General features: G+C 44.2%; 13 protein-coding genes. 1 reads left to right on the top strand and 12 read right to left on the bottom strand.

Annotated elements, in window-relative coordinates:
- Entirely contained in the window at positions 1-4,095 is a 4,095-nt protein-coding gene (locus tag ABIO93_RS18570; RefSeq protein ID WP_348070333.1) for a two-component regulator propeller domain-containing protein, read from the top strand.
- Positions 4,096-4,298: 203 nt separating this feature from the next.
- On the opposite strand, the gene ABIO93_RS18575 is transcribed toward ABIO93_RS18570, so the two are convergent.
- The 12 genes from ABIO93_RS18575 to ABIO93_RS18630 all read right to left on the bottom strand — a co-directional run bounded on the left by ABIO93_RS18575 (position 4,299) and on the right by ABIO93_RS18630 (position 22,641).
- The gene (locus ABIO93_RS18575) at positions 4,299-4,730 is read right to left on the bottom strand and encodes an energy transducer TonB (RefSeq protein ID WP_348070335.1); all 432 of its coding nucleotides are present in this window, start codon (positions 4,728-4,730) and stop codon (positions 4,299-4,301) included.
- 228 nt (positions 4,731-4,958) lie between these two features.
- Complete coding sequence (locus ABIO93_RS18580; protein WP_348070337.1) at positions 4,959-7,424, bottom strand: T9SS type A sorting domain-containing protein; 2,466 nt, start codon at positions 7,422-7,424, stop codon at positions 4,959-4,961.
- Positions 7,425-7,510: 86 nt separating this feature from the next.
- Entirely contained in the window at positions 7,511-10,762 is a 3,252-nt protein-coding gene (locus ABIO93_RS18585; protein ID WP_348070339.1) for a PQQ-dependent sugar dehydrogenase, read from the bottom strand.
- A 268-nt stretch (positions 10,763-11,030) separates the two neighbouring features.
- Positions 11,031-11,546, bottom strand: a complete 516-nt coding sequence (locus ABIO93_RS18590; RefSeq protein ID WP_348070341.1) for an SCO family protein — start codon at positions 11,544-11,546, stop codon at positions 11,031-11,033.
- Positions 11,547-11,646: 100 nt separating this feature from the next.
- On the bottom strand, positions 11,647-12,165 hold the full coding sequence (locus ABIO93_RS18595) for a hypothetical protein (RefSeq protein ID WP_348070343.1): 519 nt from the start codon (positions 12,163-12,165) through the stop codon (positions 11,647-11,649).
- A gap of 68 nt (positions 12,166-12,233) precedes the next feature.
- Positions 12,234-12,986, bottom strand: a complete 753-nt coding sequence (locus ABIO93_RS18600; protein WP_348070345.1) for a YHYH protein — start codon at positions 12,984-12,986, stop codon at positions 12,234-12,236.
- A gap of 151 nt (positions 12,987-13,137) precedes the next feature.
- Positions 13,138-14,148, bottom strand: coding sequence for an L-glyceraldehyde 3-phosphate reductase (mgrA, locus tag ABIO93_RS18605; protein ID WP_348070347.1), 1,011 nt, complete (start codon positions 14,146-14,148; stop codon positions 13,138-13,140).
- Between the two features lie 39 nt (positions 14,149-14,187).
- Positions 14,188-14,895: a hypothetical protein gene (locus ABIO93_RS18610; protein ID WP_348070349.1), complete on the bottom strand. Its 708-nt coding sequence runs from the start codon at positions 14,893-14,895 to the stop codon at positions 14,188-14,190.
- 67 nt (positions 14,896-14,962) lie between these two features.
- On the bottom strand, positions 14,963-15,997 hold the full coding sequence (locus ABIO93_RS18615; RefSeq protein WP_348070351.1) for a glycoside hydrolase family 5 protein: 1,035 nt from the start codon (positions 15,995-15,997) through the stop codon (positions 14,963-14,965).
- A gap of 42 nt (positions 15,998-16,039) precedes the next feature.
- Positions 16,040-16,990, bottom strand: a complete 951-nt coding sequence (locus ABIO93_RS18620) for a sugar phosphate isomerase/epimerase family protein (RefSeq protein ID WP_348070353.1) — start codon at positions 16,988-16,990, stop codon at positions 16,040-16,042.
- Positions 16,977-18,419, bottom strand: a complete 1,443-nt coding sequence (locus ABIO93_RS18625; RefSeq protein WP_348070355.1) for a hypothetical protein — start codon at positions 18,417-18,419, stop codon at positions 16,977-16,979. Before ABIO93_RS18625 ends, ABIO93_RS18620 begins: the two co-directional genes overlap by 14 nt.
- Before the next feature lie 115 nt (positions 18,420-18,534).
- Positions 18,535-22,641, bottom strand: coding sequence for a two-component regulator propeller domain-containing protein (locus ABIO93_RS18630; RefSeq protein WP_348070357.1), 4,107 nt, complete (start codon positions 22,639-22,641; stop codon positions 18,535-18,537).
- Between the last annotated feature and the right edge of the window lie 86 nt (positions 22,642-22,727).

The raw sequence follows: 22,727 nt of genomic DNA on the forward strand, positions 1-22,727 counted from the left end.
ATGCGTTTAAAAATTTTGCTCACTTTCCGTTTGCTCTGTCTGATGGTTGCCTGTCACGCGGCGATGATCACAGGATGGGCTCAACCTGCCGAACCGAAATTCACCTCGCTGACTTCGACCGATGGATTATCGTCCAACACGGTGACCGCAATCCTGAAAGATCGCTACGGTTTCATGTGGTTTGGCACTGACGACGGGTTGAACCGGTTCGACGGCACGGATGTGATTGTATACCGGCATAATAAAAAGGATTCGACATCGCTCGGGTCCAGTGATATCTCGTGTTTGCATCAGGATCGAAAAGGTCGGATTTGGGTAGGAACTATCGAAGGCGGGCTGCACCTGTATGATAGGCGAAAAGATGCATTTGTCAGCATTCCATCACCACACAGTGTCATCAATATGACTAGCGATGCTTCGGGTAAACTGTGGGTGGGCACAACGGCGGGATTAATTCAGGTAGATCCGGAAACCTATCAGATCCGTACCTTCACCTCGGTAGCTAACATGCCAGATCAGATTTCCAAAGGAATGATCCTCAGCATTGCAGTTGATAGCAAAAAAAGGGTTTGGATAGGAACGCGGACCGGTTTGTTCAAAATTGACCCATCGGATAAAAGTGGGGAATACATTAATTACCTACAATCATTGCCTGATGAAGTTAGTGCTCGTCCTGTGAAGTCTATTGTGGAAGACCAGCAAGGTAACATTTGGGCTGGCACATTCAGCGGTGTGTTCAAGCTGAATGCGAATGGGCAGATTATCAAGCATTTCAAATACGAGCCCGATAATAAGAGTTCGCTGAGTACAAATATGGTCTTTGCTGTGACCTGGGAAAATGCGTACCGACTTTGGATCTGCACAGATGCCGGCCTGAACATGCTTGATACGCGCACAGGCATCATCACGCGCTATGGCCCGGATGCGCGGACACAATTTAGTTTAAGCAACAAATCGGTGCGGAGTATTTTATTTGATAATGAGGGCATTTGCTGGCTGGGCACCTACAAAAGCGGCGTCAATAAGTATGATAAGAACCTCGCCATTTTTGGATTAAAGCGTTCCGATGTGAATGATCCGTACGGTCTGAGCGGCCCATTTGTGACCTCCTTTGCTGAGACTGAATCGGGTGAGCTGTTTGTGGGCACGGACGGCGGGGGGCTGAATTTGTACAATCGCCGGACCAACCTTTTCAAGAAATTCCCCATTAACCCCAAAAATAAAAATGCCGCTTCCGGGCTCGCCATTTTAACATTGGAACTGACGGCCAGCAATGAACTCTGGATCGGAACATTTCAGGATGGGTTATTCCAGTTTAACCCAAAAACTGGCAGTTACTTGCAGTTTTTAAGAGGCAAAGACTCGACGAGCCTGAGTAATAACGAGATTTTTTGTCTCGAAAAAGACAAGTCGGGCAAGTTGTGGGTGGGCACGAATGGCGGCGGCGTGCATTTGTACGATCCGGCGACCAGAGGTTTCAAAAGATTGTATGATCCAGGCATTCCGATTACCCAACGGAGCATTCCTTTGAATGGCTATGTCAGGGATTTGCTGCTGGATCGTAAAGGGAAGCTCTGGATTGCTTCGCACGGAACGGGAATTGCTGTTTTCGACCCGGTAACACAAAAATCGCAGCTGCTCGACAGGCAAAGCAGTGAGCTTGCCAGTAACATTGTTTTTTCGCTTCTGGAAGATAGCAAAGGGAACATCTGGGCTGGCACATCAGGTGAAGGATTGGCGTTGTATGATACGCGATCTAAAAAGTTTATCAATTACGGGGCGAAAGAAGGTTTGGCCAGCAACATTGTCAATAAAGTACTGGAAGATGCGCAGGGGCGGATTTGGGTGAGTACCAACCAGGGAATCAGCCATTTTGATCTTAAAAACAAAAAATTCATCAACTATACCTCCTATAATGGCATTCAGGACAGGACTTTTGTCCTGGGCTCCGGCATCCGCGCTCGCGATAACACGCTTTTCTTCGGTGGCATTGCAGGATTTAATTACATTGATTCACGCAGCCTGCCGAACAGCAAGCGCGTTCCGCCGATCATTTTAAAAGACCTGAAAATCGGTAACCGCAGCATTACGTCCGCCGATCCCAACTTTATTGACGCTGATATCGCCGTTGCCAAAACCATTAGCTTGGATTACAAACAAAATTTTTCGATCGGTTACGCGGCGCTGGATTACACCAATCCTAAGCAGATGCATTATCGGCATAGATTGGTAGGGATGGAATCCGAATGGAATATAACGGGCCTTACCAACTTTGCGAGTTATACCAATTTAAGTCCGGGCGAATATGTTTTTGAAGTGCAAACCAGCGGTGACGGCATTAACTGGAGTCCGCAAACTAAGTCGGTGGCTGTGATTGTAAAACCACCTTTTTACCTGACCATTTACGCTTACATTTTTTACATTCTCACGCCATTTGCGATTGTATATTATATGAGACGCCGCGGCATTCAGAAGCTGCAGAGGCAGTTCAAAGAGCAACAGCAACGCGCAGAAGTGGAGCAGGCGCAGGAATTGGACCGGATGAAGATCAAGTTTCTAACCAATTTGAGCCACGAGTTCAGGACACCGATTTCTCTCATTTTGGCTCCGGTTGATAACCTGCTCGTTAAGACCAAATCGACCGAGCTGCATCCGCCTGTTAATGCCATTAAGCGGAATGCCAAAAGACTGTTGAACCTGGTAGATCAGCTGCTTGATTTCAAAAATATGCAGGAGCAGGAAGTGAAACTGGACTTGAAACGGCGGGACATTATTCTGTTTATCAAAGACACCTGCGATCAGTTCAGCGACCTTTCGATCCGGAAAGGGATTCAGTTTCGGATCGAGAGTAAGCTGGATCAACTGTATATGGATTTTGACGCGGAAAAGCTTGAAAGGGTTTTGTTCAACCTGCTTTCGAATGCATTTAAATTCACCCCGAAAGGCGGCGAAGTGGCCCTGCATGTGCAGCCGCAACTGGATCCGGAAGGAAAACACTGGCTACAAATCTACATTGCCGATAACGGAATTGGCATTGCGGAAGACCAGCATGAAAAGATTTTCGACCGGTTTTTCCAAAGCGATACGGACCTGACCGTGCTGAACCAGGGAAGCGGCATTGGCCTGTCGATTGTACGGGAATTTGTGCAGCTGCATCAGGGAAGGATCCATGTGACCAGTCAGCCTGGTGCGGGAAGCACATTTACTGTTGAACTGCCGTTTGCCGAGTCGCATCTTCCCGTCATTGACCAACCCGCAACAGCGCCTTGGACACGTTCCGGGGAAACGGAAAATGGATTCAATAAGGTGGAAAAAGCCAATCCGGAAGATCCCTCCAATGTACTGATCATTGAGGACAATGACGAATTCAGACATTATCTAAAAGAAAGTCTGGCGCCATTTTACCACGTCATCGAAGCGAGCAATGGCAAAGAAGGATGGCAAAAAACGCTCAGCCATCATCCCGAGCTGATTGTCAGTGACGTGGCGATGCCTGAAATGGACGGCATTACGCTGAGCCAGAAAATCAAATCGGACAAGCGCACGAAACACATTCCGATCATTCTCTTGACCGCCAGCACCGGCGAGCAGCAACAACTCGAAGGCCTCAGCTCAGGCGCCAATGATTATTTGACCAAACCGTTCAACTTCGACATCCTGAACGCGAAAATCAACAATCTGATCTTGCTAAACCGTCTGTTAAAAGGCGTTTACTCCCGGCATATCCAAGTATCTGGACAAGCTCCGCAGATGGAATCAAGCCAGGAAAAGTTGCTGAAAGATATGTTGTCCTACATTGAAGGAAACCTGCACACTTCGCAACTTAGCGTCGAAAATTTGAGCAAACACGTGGGCATGAGCCGGGGAACATTGTACAGCAAAGTCCTGGAAATGAGCGGACAAACCCCCATTCAGTTCATTCGTTCCATTAAACTCGAAAAGGCCGCGTTACTTTTAGAAAATGGTGATTTAAGCGTTTCGCAGATCTCCTATATGACCGGATTTACTGCGCCGAATTATTTTGCGAAGTCATTCAAAGCCAAGTTCAACATACTTCCCACAGAATACAAGTCTAGGAAGCGAAGACATCCCTAAGGGAATTTCAACTCTTTCGAAGGACAAAAAGTAGTTTGCTCCGGACTCTGGCCTAGTATTTCATAGAGGTTGTTCAAGCCTATCCCAACTCGAATGACATACTTTCCTACACCATTAAGCTAACGGTTCACATTCATGGAACTTCTTCAAATTTATATCTAATTTGGGCTAATTCGCCCACCAGGTAACGGATAAGGGCGCCTTTACTTCTCGGGGAAGCGAACTGGCATATTATACCAGACAGCGACTGCGTGGCCGTTTTGCTTGCCTGGAATCCAGGCTGGCATATTTTTAATTGCCCTGAGCACTACGGCATCCACTAGCTCGTTATGACTTTTTACAACCTGGGCACTATCAATCTCGCCTGTCTCGGTAACAATAAACTTAGTAAATACCGTTCGCCTCCTGAACTTGTTGTCGGCCCCTTCGGGATAAGTCAAATTATCCAAAAGATATTCTTCAATCGCCTTGGTTCCGCCTACAAACTCCGGAGGTTGTTCCACTTTCGTAAATATGAGGCGCCTAGGCAGTGAACCGGATTCGTTGGCTGATTTTTGCGCCGATGCTGAAATAGATAATCCCAGAATGAGTATATATAGAATTGGGTAGCATAGCCAGCCACTAATCCTGTTCATCTTCTTAATTTTAAGCATCGCTTTGAGTTAATTATCACCAATTATAGCCGTCTTCAAGCAAAAAACCGCTACCGGTAAATAAAGAGCAATACCGATAAGCCTTGGATTTTCTATGGAGGACTTATTATGCTATCCTTCGATTGCGGCTCGTCCCCTTTTCAGTTTCATTGGTTTCAGGTGGAAACTGTTGCCTTTTGATTATATCTTCAATAGCAAAGCCTAAGACGATTATTGAGGTGCGTTTATCTTTTTGACAAACTTTTTCGATACGATACGATTTCCATTCCTCACCTTCAAAATAAACACGCCTGAAGGGAGTGAACTGATATCAAACCGCTCTTCAAAAAGGTCTTTTCCGTTCGTGAATTCCTTTGATAACACTTTACCCCCGGATACGTTATAAATCGCAACGGATACAGGTGATTGAGCATCCAATTGAGTTGTAACGGTAATCATATCAGCACTAGGATTCGGATAGATCACCATTGCCCTTACCTCGTCAGAAAATTCTTCTTGTGATAAAGATGAGGCCGCATGTCTGGCCGATGCGCCGGATCGTGGCCCCTGATCTGCAAGATTCCACTTGAAGGAAGAGTAAGTCGTGTTCAATGGATTTTGAACAATATTTATAAGATCGTCGATCGAGCCTCCGGCCGGACGAATGTACAATCCTGATTTCCTGTTTTTAATCCAGTAGTATGGAGATTCATTTGAAGCTTCGATCACCCAGTGAAGTTCAGTATTGCCAGCATTTGAAGTTGTTAATGCTACCTGAGATAATGTCGCATTATCAGCAACAGAACCATTGGTGGGTTGAATAGCATAACCGGTATATTTATTGACAATATGATAATAGCCAGCAGTCGGAGCTGCTATGAACTCCCATTGAAAAGAACTTAATGCCGGGACCGTAGCTTCGGCATCCTGCACAATCAGTGAAGTTGCCAAGCCATCTTTTGGCCTCAGGTAGTCAGCACTCCATTTATTGACCACATGAAAATAGGACAACGTTAAGGGATCACTTGCTGCGGACGTTACAGTAATCGATATCGCCGTAGAAGTTGTAAAGGCTCCTCCATTGTCTGTGGCCCGGGCGGTAACATTGTGCATTCCTACGCTGGCGTTGGCCCAATTAAAGGTGTACGGACTCGTAGTAGCTGTACCCAGCAAGGTGGCCCCATCATAGTAAGAAACAGAAGAAACCGTACCCGGTGCCGTATCGGTGGCATTCGCAGTGAGCGCAATTGGTGTACCATAAGTAACGTTGGTGGCACTTGCGAGCAGCGATACACTCGGTGCTGGGTTCGCTACGGGATAGTTTGTCGTAACCGGTGCCGTATAACCGCTTCTGTACTCGATCTTCTTCAACATATTGCCGGCCGCATCAAAACTAAACAACAACGTAGCGTTTTTGTAAAGTATCAAGTTTGAAAAATCAATGTTCTTACTTGCGTTAAATCTAAATTTCAAAGGCGTATTGGCCGCTGAATAGCTACCGTTTGTCGTAGAGAACTTCACCGAAAACGGATAGTCAGTCGAAGACTTATTCATCAGCATAATGGTGTATCCGTTCGCATCCTGCATACCAAACTCCATGATATTATAGGTATTATTATCATTGATCTGGCCCTGCATATAAGTACCCCGTTTGTTCTGACTTAACATCTTCATGTGATGGGCCGTGGAACGAAGGGTACCGTTGCTTTCCAGCATTCTGAATTTATTCCCTTCTTCAACCGACCATGGCGTAAAATAAACGGCGCCATTTGCCAGCGCTTGTTTCGCCATGATCGCCATGTACTGACCGGCCGAAAAAATGCCCGGGTCAACGCTTACCTCTGTGTTGTATTCTCCGACTGCAATTTTCAGTGGTTGATTTGCCGGACGCTGTGCGTTGGTGGCGTCAATCATTGATTTCAGGATCGCATATCGTCCGATCATGGTTCCCTCATTGGCATCACCGTAAAAGTGAAAAGCAAAAATATCGACAATCGGATCGCCATTGTAGGTGTCTGTCCCTACGCCCGATGCACCATAAAGGAAATCTTTATACCATTGCCCCAATGGGCCGGTTGTAGCCGTTCCCCACCAATGCCGGAAGTCGGGACCACAGACAATACTATTGGCGTCTTTTGCCTTGATAGCCTTTGCTATGGTACGGAATTGCCCTTTCCAGCCCGTGTAATTATACCCGTCCTGATAAGCAGTACCGGCATACCACCCATCCCAGTTACTCGAAGGATCGGGTTCATTACCAATGCCCCAATACACGATACCTAAGTTTTTGGTGACATTAAAATAGTCCATCCACTGGGCTGTTTCGGTGGCCGTCAGATCAATCGGCAACTGGACGAGTGGAATGAGGTTCATTGATTTGATATTGTTAATAGCCGTTACATACCAATCCCTGTCAGCCGCGGTATTCTTTGAAACATTGGGAAAATTACCGCCAACCCTCACAATCGAGCAGTTCCAGGTGCTGGTTTCAGCCATATTTTCTGCAAACTTATCGACTGTTACGCCATTCGTATAGGTTTGGTACTCCCAGTAGTTCATGCCAAAAAACTTGTCGGTACTTTGTGCAAAAGCAATCGAAAAAGAACACCATAAAAAGGCTAGCATAAAGAGTTTTTGACAACCATTGTGGCTTGCAAACTGGCGTTTTAAATAGGAAGTAAATTTTGCGTTTTTCATAAATCATTTTGTTTTTTTGTTTGAGACATGATATGGTCACAACCGGGTTCATTATACCAACCCGGTTGTGATTGAAGATACTTGCACTAATTTTTGATTACTTTTCCAGACTTGATATTATCCCCGGTTTGGACCTTCAAAACAAATTCACCGGACGGGAAAGCACTGATATCGAGGTTCTTTTCGAAATGACCTTTTACGCCTTTAAATTCTTTTGACAGGACTCGCTTCCCGGAGATATCATAGATCGATATGAAAACGGAAGACCGATCCTCAACTTCGGTCACAACGGTGATTCTGCCGCGTGTCGGGTTTGGATAGACAACGGCTGTTTTCTCTTCTGAGAATTTCTCCATCGCAGATGCCACTGCAAGTCTTGCCGAATTTGTTGAGGTAACATTTACATAATTGATGTTCTGGTCGGCAGTATCCATCACTATTCTAAACACTTTCTGTCCCTGGGTCAGAGGAATGTTTGAAATGGTGACGCTTTTAAAATCCTGCCACGAGGCACCGACCGGAATGGCAATGGCGCCTGTGATGTTGACACCGTTAACTTCCAGGTGCATTGATTTCCCTGCGGCAATTGCAACGACCCGAAACTCAAAGTTGTAGTTACCACCGGCAGTTACATTCACCGTATATTCCGTCCACTCTCCAGCCGCGGCATATCCAATGTTATAACCACCTTCCGTAGCTGCCTGAACATCCACATCATCCGTCCGATATGCCGAACCACTATTGCCGGAAGTAACATCCGCATAGGCAATGTTCGGGCCGCCGAGATCATAATTTTCTGCTTCAATTTTACCAGGCAGTGCAACAGCTGTACCGCCGAAGGGAGATTGTGTGGCAGGCAGATTGGTTATAACAAGCTGTGGCGCATTCGCTCCTTCTTTCGAACTCCAGACTGTTTGCGGTCCGCTGGTAACTGTGTTCTTCATATTGAACGCAAGCTGATTTCTACCGGCAGCCTTTTCTGCCTTCACATAACCGGTTACGTCCCATGAATAGTATTTCCCGGCTACATCATTGATGTCCGTTGTAGCTAATGCCGTTGCACTTGCCGCTGGCTTGTTGTTCCAGTTGATAGCTGACTCCGTCCAGGCCACATTAGAAACTGAATGCATACCCACCGGAATTAAACCGGCGCCACCAAGATTTCCGTGCACGCGTATTTGTGCAGATGTGATGCTGCCACTTATGGTAGCAAGATCAAAACCTAAAAAACCTTCTCTGTTATAACCGCTATTCGGCGTGCCATCTAATTTAGTTTCCATTTTTGGCGGATCAGTAGCTCCGTAATTAGTGCCCGCGTTGGCCCCATCGCGTACATACGCATCTTTATTAGCAGTTAGTGTCGTATTTACTACGGTGGACGGAACAAATACCGCCGTATAGGTTACATCATTTACAGGAATCGTAAAATTCTGATTCATCGTGCCGCCATGTTGCCAAGCGGAGAATTCATAGGTGGCCCCGTTCAATGTTTGAAATTGATCCGTACCCAATGTGAATGGAAATTTCTCAACGGCCAATGCAGAATAAGGCGCAACATTGGGTGATCCGTTCAGACTAACGTTTAACCCCGAAGGTTCTGTAACGAGACTCACTGTCGAAGTTTTTGGGTACACATTCACAATTGCCGTATCCGCCAGACCTTGTGAATCTTTTACGATAAGCGAAAGCCTGTACCAGACGTTCGCTGCTGGTTCGCCGTAACTGCATTCAAAAGAACCCGTCCTGGTTCCCGTTGTGCCTACGCTCGGATGCGAATGGGTGTTATGATGGAAATCGACATTCCAGGTAAAGGCTGACGCGGGCAAAGTTCCGTCCTCAGCATCCGTGGCATTACCGGAATAGGAAATGACATCTCCATAAGAATAGGTCGCAGTCGTTGATGGGGTTAGTATCTGAGCTACAGGTGGAGCATTATACGCTAACACGGTAAGGGTGGCATAGGTGCTGAAAGCAGTTCCAGAGCTGTTGGTCACCTTTGCCCGGTACTGCCCTGCCTGTGCTGCCGATACGCTGGGTATCGTATAGGTCAGAGCATTAGCACCCGGAATATCTACCCCACTTTTTTGCCATTGTACCGTTAAAGGGCTCGCCCCGGAGGCGCTGATCGTAAATGAAGCGGGTTGTCCCTGGGCAACTGCGACGCTTAACGGATTATTCGTAATGGCAGGCGCACTGGTATTGGTATAGATAATTTTGTAGACCACCCCATTTTGAAGATAGTACAAGTTACCATCTATCCCTTCGTCGATTCCGATCAGATCAGCGCCGAGATTGCTGCCAAATGTTGATTTCACTTTGGTTACCGGATCAATATAATTAATCCAGTTGTTGCACCAGTCAAGGTAAAAGTACTTCCCCTTATGCGAGGCCGGATAATTACTTGCCGCTGCATCAACGAACACACCACCTGAGATCGCGCAGCCCTGGTCTGTGTTGCCACTGACTGGTGTAAATGAATTGAGGTAGGAAAATATCGCCCCGACATAACCGCTCCCGGAACTTCCGTGTGTCACGTTCGGCCATCCGTAGTTACCACCAGCGGTTGTTGCGTCATTAATCTCCTCCCGGGATGACGGGCCAACATCATTGACATAAATAGCTCCCGTTTCAGAAATATCAAAAGTAAACGGATTCCGATGGCCCATAGTCCAAATACTTTTGCGTGCATTGTTAGCACCGGCATCGTTAAAAAAAGGATTGCCCGTGGCGGGAGTACCGTTTGAATTAAGGCGTAAAATTTTTCCATAGTACACATCCTTGCTCTGCGCATTCGAGGAAACGCCATGGTCACCAACGGCTACGTAGAGGTAACCACCCTTAAATTTCATCGCGCCGCCATTGTGTATGGTAAATCCTGTTGTGGGAATATCCAGAAGATTTACCTGACTGTTGGCCAACATCACGTCACCATTCGCAGTAACCCTGCTAATGCGATTGGCTGAACCATTTGAAACGGTATAGTATAGATAAACATAACCGTTCGTTGCAAAATTAGGATCAAGCACAATCCCCCCAAGGCCTCTTTCATCGGTTTGGTTAACCGACATGGTGGCAAAGCTGGCTGCCAAAAGCGACCCATTTTTAATTATTCTAACTCTGCCATCTTTCTGGACAACAAAAATTCGTCCGTCAGGTGTAAAGTCCATAGCGGTGGCTGTACTGTTCGCCATACCGTTAGTCACGGTGACCCGACTGAATCCCGAAGGAAAAGTCTGCGCGTTCGTTTGCGCATGAACCACAGTTAATAAAAATAACAGAAAGCTTAAAAGCAACCTTGGCAGGTTGAACATGGTAATTTTTGATTCATCGTCATTCATTTACAAGTTGAAAAATTGTGTTAAACAAATTATTTATTGCATTTGACGGAGTAAATATTGGAGTCTCTGGTAATAGTGAGGGGATAAAAATGTCTGAACTTGGGGAGAGAAATGTCCTAATTGAAAAGAGCCCGTAGTAAGTCCCTGAAAGCGTTGTCGAGTGCAGAACCGAAACAGCAAAAAAGAAATTGCCCGCCAGAAGAAACCTTCTAACGGGCAACCAAAACTTAAATCTCAGACCTGCTCCACGAGAGCAGAAAATCCTGGATTATTCTTGAATCAAGACCCTAATATCCTCGGCCAATCGCTGCATTTCGAGCGGAAGCGTACCGTTGTAAATACCCCGAATTCTTCGCTCCCGATCGATCAACAGGCAATGTTCAGTGTGAACAAACCCGGCAGAGTCTTTTGTAAGACCCAGTTCTTCTTCTGCGAAATAAGATCGGCGTGCTAACATGTTAATTTCTTCTTTTCTCCCGGTCACAAGATGCCATTGGGATGAACGAATTTTATACCGGGAAGCAAATTGATTTAACCGTGCGACCGAGTCGATCCAGGGTGTCACAGAATGTGAAATAAAGAAAATGTCTGGGCTATTCTTAAATTGGTCTGCTACAAATTTCAGATTAGTCGTCATTTTAGGACAAATGCTGGGGCAAGATGTAAAGAAGAAGTTCGCGACATAAATCTTCCCGTCAAACATTGCATTGGAAATGAGTTGATTGTCCTGATCAATCAATGAAAATTCAGCGATTCGATGCACCGGACTTTTGACTGTATCCATATCCCACAGAGGCGTAAAGTCCGCAGTGTTGTAGTAGGGTAATCTTTCTTTATTTTCACAGCTGCCGAGCAAAAACGTTAGTAAAATAAAGAGCAAAAAATTACACCTTCCGAAGACTTCTACATTGTTTCCTACCCGACAAACCATAGATCCGATTATTTTTCACAACGTAATTAGCGTAGATACTTCCATCCAGGTTCCACATTCTTTGTGGACCGTCCTCATGTCCGTCTTTATACTTAAAATCTTTGTAAGGCATTCCGCTTACGTACCAGTCCTTTACGTGTCCGTTATACTCATCACCTTTAAACGCGTATTGAAACTTCATTTTCCCGTTGGACCACCAGCCCTGATGAACGCCTTCTTTATGTCCGTTTTCATACCAACGTTCTTGCATCAGTTTTCCTGAGGGAAACCAGGATCTGCTAAGACCATGAAGTTTTCCTTGATGGTAAAAATCAATTGCCACCGTATCCTGCCGGGTATTCAATGTAAATGCCTTACCATTAAATGGTTGTGTATTATAATACGTAACTCCCCTGCTCACTTTCAAATGCATTCCCTCAACAATTTCGTTCGATGCGGGCAACGATTTGTGGCTATTTGTGCAGGATGTCAAGATCAAACAACATGGAAGCGAAATAAAGAGGATTAAACCAAATAAAGTCGCCTTTATCATCATTTTTATTAGTTACTGACAGTACCAGCGGTTCCGTAGAAACCACTTCCATTTATATAAGGATCATTTGATGTGATATGGTAATGGTAAATACCATTCGAAAAATCAGCAGTAACATGAGTGTGGCCATGATAGTCGTCAAGATCGGAATTGAGAACCGTGGCGCCATTTTCTGTTGGTCCGTAAACCGGAAATCCATCAAGCAAAAAACCCAGCAAGGAATCTTTTCCTTTTGTGGAAGTCAGGTAGTAGGGCTCGGCGTGATAATGATACTGACTTGTTGCGGTGGGATGTCCTAACTGCTGATCAAAAGAATTGATTTCAAATGTTAAAGGTTGATTAGGGCCGGCATACTGATTAAAAAATGGAACACCATTCAAAGAAACACCTATCGCACCCAAAGGTGTAGCGCTGTGAGACTTACTGACGGCAGGATTGAGTGGTATTTTGAAGGTAAAATTCTGATTTGCTATTTCGTTAGGATTTAAAGCAAAGTCGGGATTATCCCCATTGTATGCTTCGTACAGGGTACTCTCCCATTGCGTCCCCTTATAGTATGGACTCTTATGATCCGGACGCCCATTCGTCTTAATAACAACAAAGTCACCCTCAACATACATGTCAGTGGCACCGTATATCTTTTTATACACTTCCGGCACTTCGGCCAAATTAAGTACTGCTTCGTCATTACTGCTGCAACAACTCAGTATGATTACGATTAAGAAATTAAATAGTATCATTGGGATTTTTGATAATTCCATAAAACTGCGCGTGTTTATTTTTCTTTACTTTATTTGCAGAAACCTGGCCATTCTGATTCGTTTGACGCCTGTAAATACCGGAGATTTAATAAGGCCGGTTAATTTTCAAACAACTATCCTGAAAACAAGCCGCACTTGGTCAGTTGAGTTACTAATCATTATTTAAAATTGAATTGATTCTTTGCAGTTCTTTTGACGTAAACTCATAATTCTGCAGACATTTAATGCTGTCTAATACCTGCTCTGGTTTACTTGCACCAATCAGTACGGAGCTTACCCGCGGGTCTTTTAAGATCCAGGCAAGTGCCATTTGTGCTAAATTTTGTCCACGTTCTTCTGCGAGTTGATTAAGCAGGCCAACCTTGTTTATTTTTTCGTCCGTGATTGCTTGCTCATCAACAGCTCCATTACCTCTGTGGCTTGCGGCTCTTGAGGCAGCTGGAATACCTTTCAGGTATTTATTCGTTAGTAAGCCTTGTGCCAAAGGTGAAAACGGAATACAGCCTACGCCATTTTCTTCTAAAACATCCAACAACCCATTTTCAACCCAGCGATCAAACATGGAATATTTTGGCTGATGGATCAGACATGGCGTTCCCAGTCGTTTCAGGATGGCAAACGCTCTCGCGGCTTCCTCTGGCTGATAACTTGATATGCCCACATAAAGAGCTTTTCCTTGCCTTACCATTAGGTCTAATGTTCCCATTGTTTCCTCTAATGGGGTATCAGGGTCTGGACGGTGATGATAGAAAATATCAACGTAGTCTAAACCCATGCGTTTTAGACTTTGGTCAAGACTGGCTACTAAATATTTTTTAGAGCCAAAATCTCCATAAGGCCCTGGCCACATACCCCACCCTGCCTTCGTTGAAATTATCAACTCATCACGATAAGGAATAAAATTATCCTTATATATTTTCCCGAAATTTTCTTCCGCGGAACCTACCGGCGGACCATAATTATTGGCTAAATCAAAATGATTAATTCCATTGTCAAATGCTACTTTTAATATATTAGCCGCGTTTTCCAGCACATCAATATGTCCAAAGTTATGCCATAGGCCTAAGGATAGTGCGGGTAACTTTAATCCACTGTTCCCGCATCTCCGATACTCCATATTCTGGTATCTATTTTCACTTGCTCGAAATTCTCTGTTGTACATGAAATATTTTTCTTCAAATCATTAATAGCTTTGTTTTTCCTAATCCACTTGTTTGAAATTCAAAAAATCATAGTTCATATCGCCTATCTCAACCGTATGAATCGTGATGGTTTGTATTCCTTTTTCCAGGTGAATTTTAGCAATATTATCCAGGTAATTCCAATGATGCCACTGACGCCATGGCACTGTGTCTGCGGCTGTAAAAGTGGATGGAATGGTAATTGGCCCGGTGGCGAACTTATCATTGACAGCTAATCTGATAACCCCATTTTTGTTTGAAGTAAACATTAATCCAATTTGATAATGACCGGTTTGCTCTACCATTACGGTATACTTTGTCCATTCACCGGCTTTTGTCCAGCCAACGTACAACTGGTCTTTTTGCGGCTCTGATAAATTATAATCACTGTTGTCAATCGGTGGATCTCTAAACTTGGTGTAAGAAATATCAACCGGCTCATTTATTCTAAAATCATTCAAATAAGTACCGTCTGGTTTGTTTAATCTGCCGCTTCCTGAGTTTATCGAATCTAAATCATGAAAAGCAATCCCTTCTCCGCCAAAGTCATAGTATTCACATTGCAATTTCCCAGGGATAGTTTGCGGACCATTATTATATTGACTGTCATAATAAACTTTGCCCCAATATTTTGAAGTTTGATTTTGTGCATCGCTTGTATTGATAAACATCAAAGAGGCACTTGTCAAACAGAAACGCAACAATATTTTTACCAGCGCTATTTTCATATTCAATTTTCCTTATTTCAAGAATATATCACCAACCTGATCCTTTAAAACGCAACATACCATCGACCTATTTTTTGGCACTGGGAATCAATGCATCCCGAATCGGCATTACCCATTGATCCTGATCCAAATCATATAAAATAAAATCGGAATTAAACTGCCAGTAACTCCAGCTCCATTTTCTAGCCTCTGCCTGCCTGGCAATGTAGTTGGTCCATCGTATACGGGAAGGCAAATCTGCTTTTTCGTACGCGCCAAACTCACCCAGGGTTAATGGCCGGTTGTGTTTCTTTGACCATTCCTGCGCCAAATCAAAATCCAGCCTGACAGCCGCTTCTTCTTCCTTCGTTTGTTTCCATTCAATGCCACTCAGATCTTTGTTCTTTACAGACCACGGAGCGCCCTGATGTGTAAATTGAATAGGACTATAATAATGAATGGCCACGATAATATTCCTGTCCGCTTCGGGTAATGTCAAATCCGGCAGAAACTTAATTTGGTTACCATTGATCGTTCCGATAATAATAGTGCGCTTAGGATTTGATGCTCGTAAAATCTGGTAGGCTGCTGTTTGTATTTCATTCCAAACCTCCGGCTTCATATTGGGTTCATTGGCAATTTCAAACAACACATCGTCAGAATAGCCTTTGCAATGATCCGCGATTTGTTTCCACATCACAAGCAGTTTTGGCTTTGTACCCAGCGGATCTTTTTGCATCGCATTATGCTCATGAAAATCAACGATAACCATAAGCTTATTTTTTAATGATTCTTTGATTGCCCAATCCAGTGTCTGGAAAAACTCAGGTTTGATGGTATAAACGGAATCATTCATTGAAAACTTGAACGGACTGATGACGATTCGGACATTGTCAAAACCCGCCTCCTTGATAAGCTTGAAATGCTTTTCTTTCATCCGGGCTTTCAATGGGTCTTTCCACAGCGGATCATAACCAATGATGTTCACTCCACGGCCCAGTTTTTCATTTTGCCCGAATGCGTACCCTTTGCCCAATTCATCCTGCGCGGACAGATCAACAGAAATAGCGAGGCTGAGCAATAAAAAGAAGCAAAGAATTTTCTGTCTGAATGTATTTTTCATTAGCATTTGCTCAATCGGTTGATAAATTATTTTAAATCAAGATCACTTGTACACTTCGTCGATGGCCTTGTTGATTTCTGTCAGCATTTGAGGAACCAACGCAAAGGGATCGTAGGTCTTACCGCGTATCGAAAGCGTTTCGATAGGTAAGTAGCCCCGGTATCCACCATTTTTTACGATTTGGATCAAGCGCTTGTAATCGGTTGGCACTTCACTGCCCAAGCCAAAAACACTTTCCTTGACCTGCCAGTTAATGGCATAGGGAATTACCGTCTCGATGTCTTTGTAAGGATCTTTGGTTTTAAAATTTCCCGTATCCACAATTAATCCCGCCCACTTGGAATTTACACCTTTCAGTACATAGATACATTGCTCTGCTGTCTGAAGCATATCACCATGATTTTGTACGCCGATCTGAACGCCATACTTTTCGGCATGAGCCGCACACTCTTTGTAACAGTCAATCATCCATCCTGCCACTTCCTCCCATTTATCTTCATAACCTTTCGGAACATCTCCTGAGAACAACCGCACCATGGGCGCGCCCATTTTCGAGGCCGCAACGATCCAGTCTTTTGCGAGCTGAACTCCCTCTGCACGAACTTTGGGATCTGGCGATGCAAAATTATTCCGTATTCCGGTACCGGTGATCGTGATCCCAAGTTCGGCAGCTCTGTCTCTGAACTTTCTTAAATATTCGTCAGAAGGAACCTCGGGATAGGTAGGAAAAAAATACGCGGTTGGATCAAGTGCCTTGATGTGATTGGCAACACACCAGTCGAGCAAATTAAACAAAGTATAGACCTGCTCTTTATTTCTCGGATCGCGTGCGGTTAACAGATCACTGAAAGAATACGCATTGAGAGAGGCTGTGAGCGGGGCACTCTCTTTTTTATTTTTCTTCTTTTGCGCTATCGAAGGAATAGCGACAAGATTTAAAAAAATGAATGTCGCGAATAGAGCGACAGGGAATACCATTTTATTTCGATTCATTTTGTTGATTTGAACTTGCGGTGTTAAAATAATGGATCAGATTAAAGACATTGTCATTCAACATTTTCATCTCTTTTAAGAGCGGTTGGTATTGATTAAACTCCGAGTCCACAATTCCTTTATTGGAGTCCCGGTTTGATTCATCAACATTCATATTTTCAGGATCGTTATCCTGGTAGGTGAACCAATGCCAGCCTACACAATTTTTACTTTTAATGAGTTCGATGGCAAAGTTTTGATAGAAATAACCTCGGTCTTGCTGCGTTTTGACCAACCATCCGGCACCGCCATTATTCGGCAATCCGGAGTCAACACCTTTGGTATACCACTCCGTGATCAGAAACGGTTTACCGGACCATTTTTCCCAGTTTTTTAGCAGGACCGGATCGGGCTGCCACATTCTGTAGTGATTGATAGAGACAATGTCCATATACTTGCCCGCCACCTTAAAAATTTCAGGATTCGTTAATTCCTGTCGATTCATCTGATTAAACCGACAACCGAGATACATGTGATTGGGATCGTATTTTTTGATTGCAGCCGCCACTTTGCTGAGGTATGTTTCGAAGTAAAAACCAGAAAAAGCAAGACGATCGTCCTCGGTAATATCCTCTATGTTAGCCTGTTTTCCTTTACGATTATCAAACCATTTTCTCGCAGCGATATAACCTGGTTCATCCTCGGCAAGAGACGATAAATGAATATCCAGGGCATCTGTTTTCCAGGGAAGTTCATTGTCGGTATAATAACCAAGTAAAAATTTATCATCCCTGTATTGCGCTATCTCCCCGATCGTTTTTTCAACATGCCGATCAAATTCCGGATCAAATACCATCGTAAGATCAAAGCGAAAGCCTTGCCATCCTGCTACTTTATATTTCCCGCCAAAACGTTTCAAATGTTCGGCTTTATAGCTTTGCATTGGGTTGATGATGACCGTGTAAACAAGCGGTGCATCGGATGCTCTGATCAAATCGACCGCTGACCAGGCGCCGGTTCCATTAAAACCGTTCTCTCGCAGCAATGCACTTTCTTTTTTTATCCAGCCTTTTTCATCGTTGTACTTTTCCTGCATCTTTTTCTTCTGGATTTCCGACGCACCCGGACGATATACAGCCACACCTTTATGGATGAAAGGATATCCATCCGGATCAATAATCCACCATCGTTCGTTTATTTTTTCAATGCGAAAAAATCCCGTCGCATTCACCGGATCGATTTGCCAGCTTCCATATTTATTCAATGCAGGCTCTTTTTTGAATTTAAATTCTGGCAGCTGATCAACCGTTCGAGCGGGATAGTTAACCCACATGGTGTCAGCATTTGATTTTCGTGCAGCCACCGTATGAGATGTCGTTTTCTGAGCACTGACGTTCTGAAAAACTGAGATGACAAGGCAATAGATGCCGATCCCTATTTTTAATCGCATGAAATGATTTTAAAAGTTTGAAGGCAAAATTTGATTCTGAGCAAAGGTTGCCACGATTGCCGAAACCGAGGGAGAAAAACATCCTGAAAAGGGGGCTAATTCGTCCTTTTTGGCATCAAAAGGGGCTTTTCAGAAGTGAGCTCGGACGATTGAGGGTATTTATAAATTCAGACGGAGACAAGTTGAATTGTCTTTTAAATTCCTTGCTGAAGTATTTCCTGTCGTTGAAACCCACCGCGAACGCTACGTCGGCGATAGACATAGAGGTTTGCCTGAAAAGTTCAGCTGCCTTTTTAAGTCGAATCTCTTTGATAAGATCAGCGACAGAATAATTAGTCAAGGTTTGCACCTTTTTATACAGCACAGAGCGGCTCATCCCTATTTCAACAACCAGTTCACTCACATCGAAGTCAGGATTCTCTATCTTCGACTCTATAATGCTCATCAGCTTGGCAATAAATTTCTCTTCTGGTGAATCTGATGGAATATTAAATGGTGTTTGCAAAACCATCTGCTGCGAGAACTTCTCCCGCATAATCTCTTTTGCAGTCAAGAAGTTTTTGATGGTAAGTTCGAGAATTTTCGTATTGAAAGGTTTTGAAATATAAGCATCCGCTCCAGTGGACATCCCTTCTACCTGATGCGACTCCGATGCACGAGCGGTGAGCAGAATGACGGGAATATGGTTGGTGCTTTCCTTTGACTTCACGTGAGCGCATAAATCCAGCCCACTCATTCCGGGCATCATGATATCGCTCACGATCAGGTCGGGGATCTCATGCTCCATGGACAGCAGCGCATCCGCCCCGTTTGAAAATTCAATGATATCATAGTTTGATTTAAGCGTATCCACCAAAAACGAGCGCACATCAGCATTGTCCTCGGCAAGCAAGATTGTGAACTTCTTCTTTTTGTTACCTTTTAATGTTTCAGCATCGTTCTCCCCGGAATCAACGGGCTCGGCGACCACAAAATGTTCATATAGATACGAAGGTGAAGCTTCAATATAACATTCTTCCAAGTGTCCTTTTCCCTTTCTTAGTGAAATAGTAAATGCTGTACATCCCGGCTCATCCACTTCCGAAGTCTTACTTTTGAAATCAAGGGTGCCCTTATGTAATTCAATAATGCTTTTTGAAAAAGCCAAACCGACACCACTTCCGATATTTTGTCTCGCTGAATCATCGACCTGAAAAAAGTTCTTGAACACTTGGGCATGATAGATTTCGGGAATCCCTCTTCCGTTATCCCTGACATGTATATCAACCCATTCACTGTTCCCCTGTCGACTTTCGATTTGCAATACAATCTTTCCACGATCAGGCGTAAACTTAAAAGCATTGGAGAGGAGATTAAAAATGACCTTCTCAAGCTGGTTTGCATCAAAATACAAAAGGGTCGATTCTTCATCGCTCGCAAATTCGTAAGTCATATTCTTTTCAACGCCCAGACCCTCAAAGTAGTTAAATATCCCCCTTGCAAATGAAACAACATCCTGCGGGGAGCAATGTATTTTCATCTGTCCATCTTCAGCCTTTCTGAAATCCATCAGTTCGGTAACCAGCTTCATCAAACGCGAAGCATTATTCTTTATCAAATGAAGTTGCCGACTGTCATACGTTTTATTTGCAGAACTATCGATCAATTTTTCCACAGGCCCGAGAATGAGGGTAAGAGGCGTTCTGATTTCGTGCGAAATATTCGTGAAAAAATTGAGCTTCATCTTATATATTTCCTGCTGCTGTTCATTCTGACGATGCTCCCTATCCAGGTCAGCCTGCATCTGCCTTCGGTATTCGCGCAGGCGTGAGATGGCGAAAATAAACCCTGCCAAAAACAAAAAATAGATCGTATAAGCCCACCACGTTTTCCACCAAGGCGGCAGTATCACCAGCTTAATACTTCTTACATATGAACTCCAGATACCGTTGTCGTTGGACGCTTTAATGTTCAGGGTATATGATCCCGGCAAAAGACTTGTAAAATTCACCAGCCTTTGGTTGCCTATTTCCTGCCATTCATTGCTATTGGACAATCCGTCGATCTGGTAGGCGTACTGGTTCTTTTCAGCATTAATGTAATTGAGTGCTGCAAACTTGAAAGTCACCAGTCCCTGATCATGATTTAAAACGATTTTATCAACCATCGTGGGCGACCGTTGTATCGATGACTCTGCAGAAATCGGAACGCGTTTGTTGTTGATCAGAATTTCAGTCACAGCAACAGTCGACTCATTGGTATTGCCAACGAGCTTATCGGGTGAAAAAATGGATAAGCCATTGATCCCGCCGAATGCTAATTCCCCGGTTTTGAGCCTTAGGCCGCAGGTGTTCGAAAACTGATTACTGGCCAGACCGTCTCTCGCACTGTAGACGGAAACTTGCAGATCGTCTGCGGTAAACGGAACTTCAAATTTCTTAAACGTTAATTTAACAAGGCCCTGGTCGGTGCTGAACCAGAGGTTCTGATCTTTATCCTCCGTGATCGCGTGGATAAAAGTATCGGCTAGTCCCAGTACGCTCGTGAGGGTGTAAAACCGCTGGGTCTTTACATCAAAATAATTGAGGCCGTCCTCAGTACCGATCCACAATCTCGCTTTTGAATCTTTGAAAAAATAGGTAACATGATTATGGCTTATCTGATATTGCGCCTTCCTGCCCCTCCTGTACAGATGCGTAAACGATTGGGTTGAAGTATTAAAGTAATTCAAACCATTCTGTGTACCAACCCATAGCCCCTCTTTGCTATCTTTGAGTAGCGCGGTTACAAAATTATCAGCCAGCGCGTAGCCGTGATTCAGATTCAAATAGGTAGCGATGGTTTTGCCATTCTTAAAAAATTTCAACCCCCCGCCATTGCTTCCGATCCACGCACCACCATCATCCGGTAATATCGAATTAATAATCTTTTCACTCAGCTTACCTTCCCGGATGGGAATGTTGTAGTGTGTAAATGATTTTGTTTTTTTACTAAAAACGCTCAACCCTTCCAGCGCACCGATCCATAAATTGCCTTTTCCATCATCCGCCATCGATTTGATTCCATTGATACTGCGCCCGGCTTGCTGCGACCTGAGCGAATAATGAGTAGATGAATGTTGTGCTCTGTCAATACTGGTCAGCCCGCCGCCATATGTGCCTACCCATAGCGAACCAGCTGCTTCTTCTGTGACCGCGTTCACCAGCGGATGCAACAAACCGTTGCTACCACCAACACTTTCACCAATGTTGATAAAATTCGAGTTTCCCTTATAATAAAAATCAATCCCTCCTGAAAATGTCCCTACCCATACACAGGAGGCCCGATCCTTCATTAAGCATCGAACTGCATTGTCGCTGAGACTATTGGGATTTCTTGCATCGTGATAATCATTGCTAAATACATGGCTGGCGGTGTTCAGTTGATTTATTCCATTCTGAGTCGCTATCCAAATTTTATTTGCATCATAGATCAGGATATCTTTTATCCAATTGGACGAAATACTGTTCGGTTGCGATTCCGAAAAAACGTATGCCCGAAGGAGATGATCATTCTGACTATACCGGAACAACCCGGAGGTTTCAGTTCCAAACCACACATCGCCAGCGATATCTTGTCTGATGACAACAATTTTAGATGCGATGATGACCGTATTCCGTTCGAAGGCTTTATCCATTGGAATTACCTTTTGATCCTGCGGGTCAAACTTGTGCAGTCCTGCCTTCGAGCCGATCCAAATTTTATTGTCACGATCTACCAACAGGGAAAAAACTGCATCTTTTTTTAATGCGGCATCAGGATCAAGAACCACATCTTCCAGCTTTCTGGTTGTTTTATTTAGCTTTTTAAGTCCCGCAAAGGTTCCCACCCATATATTTTTCTGTTGGTCTTCTGCAATGCAGGAAATGTAATTTCTTCCGCCCTTCACTTCCTGAATATCAATGGATTCAAATGTTTCCTGCTCCCGGTTGAAATGATTTAATCCATGCGCGGTTGCAATCCAGATCGATTTTTCGCTATCCATAAAAACCGTATTGACACGATCATTGCTGATACTGCCAGGGTCCCCCGGCACATGATTGAATGTCTTGAATTCGTATCCGTCGTATCGGGTCAGACCTTTGAGATTGCCAAACCAGATAAAGCCCTGATCGTCCTGCAGAAAAGCAGCGATCGGGCTTTGTACAAGTCCGTCGCGATAGGAAAAGTGTTTATAATTAACTGCGTCATCTTGCGCCCACACGAACTGTGTGCCAGGCAGCAGGACCTGTAGTGAAAAAATTAAGCAAAATAAATAGTGCGGCTTCAAGTCGTTTCCAATTGATGGGA

It is taken from the genome of Dyadobacter sp., assembly GCF_039919315.1.
In the GTDB taxonomy this organism is placed as follows: domain Bacteria; phylum Bacteroidota; class Bacteroidia; order Cytophagales; family Spirosomataceae; genus Dyadobacter.